The organism is Planctomycetota bacterium (assembly GCA_035574235.1).
In the GTDB taxonomy this organism is placed as follows: Bacteria; Planctomycetota; MHYJ01; order MHYJ01; family JACPRB01; genus DATLZA01.
Window position 1 is genome coordinate 1 of the sequence record DATLZA010000039.1, and the last position, 3087, is coordinate 3087.

A 3087-nucleotide genomic window follows, 5' to 3' on the forward strand; every position below is an offset into this window, starting at 1 on the left:
TCGCGGACGAGCTCGAAGTCGGCCCGGCGCTCCGGGGGGAACTCCTCGAGGGCCCGGCGGATCGTGCGCCCGTCGGGTCCGAACGCGCGATCGAGGGGGTCGCCCGCGGCGCACGCGCCGAGGACGATCGGCACCCCCGTCAGAACGAGACGACGAAGGTGGCGTGGAAGACCCACGTGTCGTCGAAGTCCGAGAAGTTCCAGAACTCGGCCGAGGATTTCAGCTGCACCCCCGGCCGGACCGCGAACACGACTCCGCCGGCGACGCGGGTCACCGTGTTTTCCCGGTCGGAGGAGCCCGGGGCCGGCGCCGGCTGGGGCCCCGCCGACGTCAGAAAGAGATCCTCGACCCGCAGCGCGTCGTGGAGAACGAAGACCCGCCACTGCGGCGCGATTTCGCCGTCGATCTGGGCGGCGTAGGATCGGCGGAGGGAGGAATCCCGGTCGCCCGCCGGGTCGCGGAAATCGGTTTCCCGCAGGACTCCTTCGAGGCGCAGGGTCCAGCCGTCCAGAACGCGCAGCTGGAGGTCCGCGCCGGCCAGCCGGTAGGCGAGCTCGGCGTCGGGATCGTAGCGGCCGCCGGCGGCCGAAACGCCCAGGGCGAGCGGCCCCCAGGAAAGCGCCGCCCGCCCCGCGCCGGCGGGCTCGCCGTTATTGTCCTCGAAGTCGCGGCTCAGCTCGAAGTCGAGATCTTCGGAGACGCCTTTCAGGCCCCGCGTGACGGCCGCCTCCAGGCCGAGCTGGACCCCCTCGGCGAGCCAGGCGTTGACGAGGAGGGCGGCGCCGTTGTCCGAGGCGGGAGCCGGAAGGATTCCCTGGTTGAACTCGCGGCCGCGGGGCATGAAGCCCATGATGTACGGGAGCGGTTTGCTCGTCGATTCGAGCTGATGGGGGAGGGATCGGGCGCTGAGCCCGCCGAAGGGGATCGGAAAACGCCCCGCCCGGAGCGTGATTCCCTCCAGGAACTCATAGTCGGCGTAGGCGCTTTGGAGCTCGAAGCCGTGGCAGCCGAAGCACGAGCGGGCCGAGACGCTCAGGCGCCGGTCGAGGTGGAGCGAGGCTCCAAGGACGTATTCCCCGGCGACCCCTTCTTCGGGCATCGTGTCGCGCGAATGCCGGTCCGCGAGAAGCGCGTTGAAATCGGTCGAGAAGACCCCGTGGACGCTCCAGGCGGGGAATTTTTCCTCCGCGGGGGCGCGGGGAGGCTCGGGCGGGCGGTCCTGGACGGTCAGCGCGGCGGCCAGCGCGGCGAGGATCGGATTCATGAGATCAGTTGTCCAGGGCCCCCTGTTCGATCCAGTCGAAGAAAAGCTGGATGTCGGAAGAAGCAAGCGCCGGTCGGCCCCGCGGCATGCGGTCGCCGCACCAGGGGACGGCTTGACTGATCTTGTTGTAGACGAAGCTCTGGCTCGCGTCGCCCGGAACGACGCGCTTCGCGCCGGGAGGGATCGAGCCTCCGGAGCAGATCGGATCGACGTTGACCCACGCGCTGCGGGTGGTGTCCGCGTCGGTCATGATCATGTTCGGGACCTGCTGGGCGCCTTCGCCGCTTCCGGTATGGCAACTGCGGCAATTGTTCTGAACGATCGGCCAGACGTTCGCGCTCCAGGAGACGAGCGTCTTGGCGCTCGCCTCGACGGTGTTCTGGTCGGTGTTTCCGGCGGCGTCGCGGGCCCGGACGATGAAGAAATAGGTCGTGTTGGGGGCGAGGGCGACGACCGTGTGGGGGGAGGCGGTCGCCGTGTCGAACGGAGCGCCGAAGTTATAGCAGCCGGAGGTTGTGGAGACGAAGATGTCGTAGGTTACGGAAGAAGCGTCGGTGGCGCCCGACCAGGAGAGGGTGATGGAGGCCGTGCCTGCGGCGGCGGCGGAAGAAACTCCGGAAAAGGTCGGCCGATCCGCATCCGCGAAATCGCTCACGGTGAAGTCGAACGTTTCGGGCGCGAGGGCGGCGCCGCCGGCGTCCTTGAGATCCGCCGTGAGATGGACGGTGTAGGTGCCGGCGGTCAGGGGAAGGGAAGAGGGCTCGAGGCGGGCCATGAAGTTGCAGGGCTGGTAGCTCACGGCGGCCGGAACCGGGTTTCCGCCCGACGTCAGAAAGAAGTTCTGGTTCGTGACGGTGGCCGGATCGGCGGCGCGGTTGAACTGCACGTAGACGACCGGCGTTCGGGAGATGTCGGTGGCGTTGGGCGTGGGGGCCCGGAAGAGGACGGCGAACGGGCTCGGTCCTCCCCCTCCGCCGCCTCCGCCGCCCCCACAGGCGGGCACAAGAAGCGCGACGAAGGTTAAAAGGGCGGCGCGTGTCATCTTCATTAATTCTACGCCGGAGAACCGCCTTCCGACGAGCGCACGCCTCGGTTCCCTGCCGGCCCTCTCTTTCAGGGCGCCTTCTTTTCCGGGGGCGGCGTGGCGGAGCTCTCCAGAAGCGGGGGCCCCAGATCCAGGTTTTTCATGCTCGGAAGCTCCTGGGCCGGAGGCGGCCGGTCGGGGCGGTTGGCCCGGAACTCCTCGAGCTTTCGGCGATGCATTTCCCGCGCCTTTTCGGCGCGCTCCCGGGCCTGGCGGTTGCGTTCTTCCACGCGGCGGCGTCGCTCCTGCTCATGGCGCTCGAAATCCGCGCGGCGCGCCCCTTGCACGGCGGCCCATTCCGGCGGGGCTCCCTTCTTTTCGAGCTCTTCCGCGTATTCGAACGCCTGGATCTCTTCGGGGGTCGCGTCGGCGGGTTTCGCCAGCCGGCCCTGGACGAGAATGCGGTCCTTCAGCGCCGCCGCGCGAGGGCTGAGGGCAAGGGAATGGACGGGGGCGGCCGAGGCCGGCGTGGGCGGAACGGAGGCGTTCGAGGCCCTCTTGGGGGCCGGGTCCGGCGCCGGCGCCGCCGGAGCGACGCAGAGCCGGACCACGACCCCCGCGGCCACAAGCCCGCCGCACGCCCACGCCAGCCAGCGGCCCATGGTTCTGCGATGTTACGGTCCGACGACCTGAACGCCGTCGATCCAGATCTCGCCCTTCGTCGGGCTGCCCGTGCCGGTCCCCGGATTCACGTTCAGCAGCGAGAGGCTCGTCTGGGTCGGATAATCCTGGCTGTAGA

General features: G+C 69.3%; 3 protein-coding genes. All 3 read right to left on the minus strand.

What is annotated here, in order from left to right; all coding sequences use genetic code 11:
• Positions 1-139: 139 nt before the first annotated feature.
• Positions 140-1264, minus strand: a complete 1125-nt coding sequence (locus tag VNO22_03270) for a hypothetical protein (protein HXG60373.1) — start codon at positions 1262-1264, stop codon at positions 140-142.
• A 4-nt stretch (positions 1265-1268) separates the two neighbouring features.
• Complete coding sequence (locus VNO22_03275) at positions 1269-2306, minus strand: Ig-like domain-containing protein (protein ID HXG60374.1); 1038 nt, start codon at positions 2304-2306, stop codon at positions 1269-1271.
• A 71-nt stretch (positions 2307-2377) separates the two neighbouring features.
• The gene (locus VNO22_03280; GenBank protein ID HXG60375.1) at positions 2378-2950 is read right to left on the minus strand and encodes a hypothetical protein; all 573 of its coding nucleotides are present in this window, start codon (positions 2948-2950) and stop codon (positions 2378-2380) included.
• Between the last annotated feature and the right edge of the window lie 137 nt (positions 2951-3087).

What these genes read in the sequence shown, in the direction of transcription:
- VNO22_03275 (HXG60374.1), bottom strand. Translation starts at nt 2,306, where the DNA reads ATGACACGCGCCGCCCTTTTAACCTTCGTCGCGCTTCTTGTGCCCGCC.
- VNO22_03270 (HXG60373.1), bottom strand. Translation starts at nt 1,264, where the DNA reads ATGAATCCGATCCTCGCCGCGCTGGCCGCCGCGCTGACCGTCCAGGAC.
- VNO22_03280 (HXG60375.1), bottom strand. Translation starts at nt 2,950, where the DNA reads ATGGGCCGCTGGCTGGCGTGGGCGTGCGGCGGGCTTGTGGCCGCGGGG.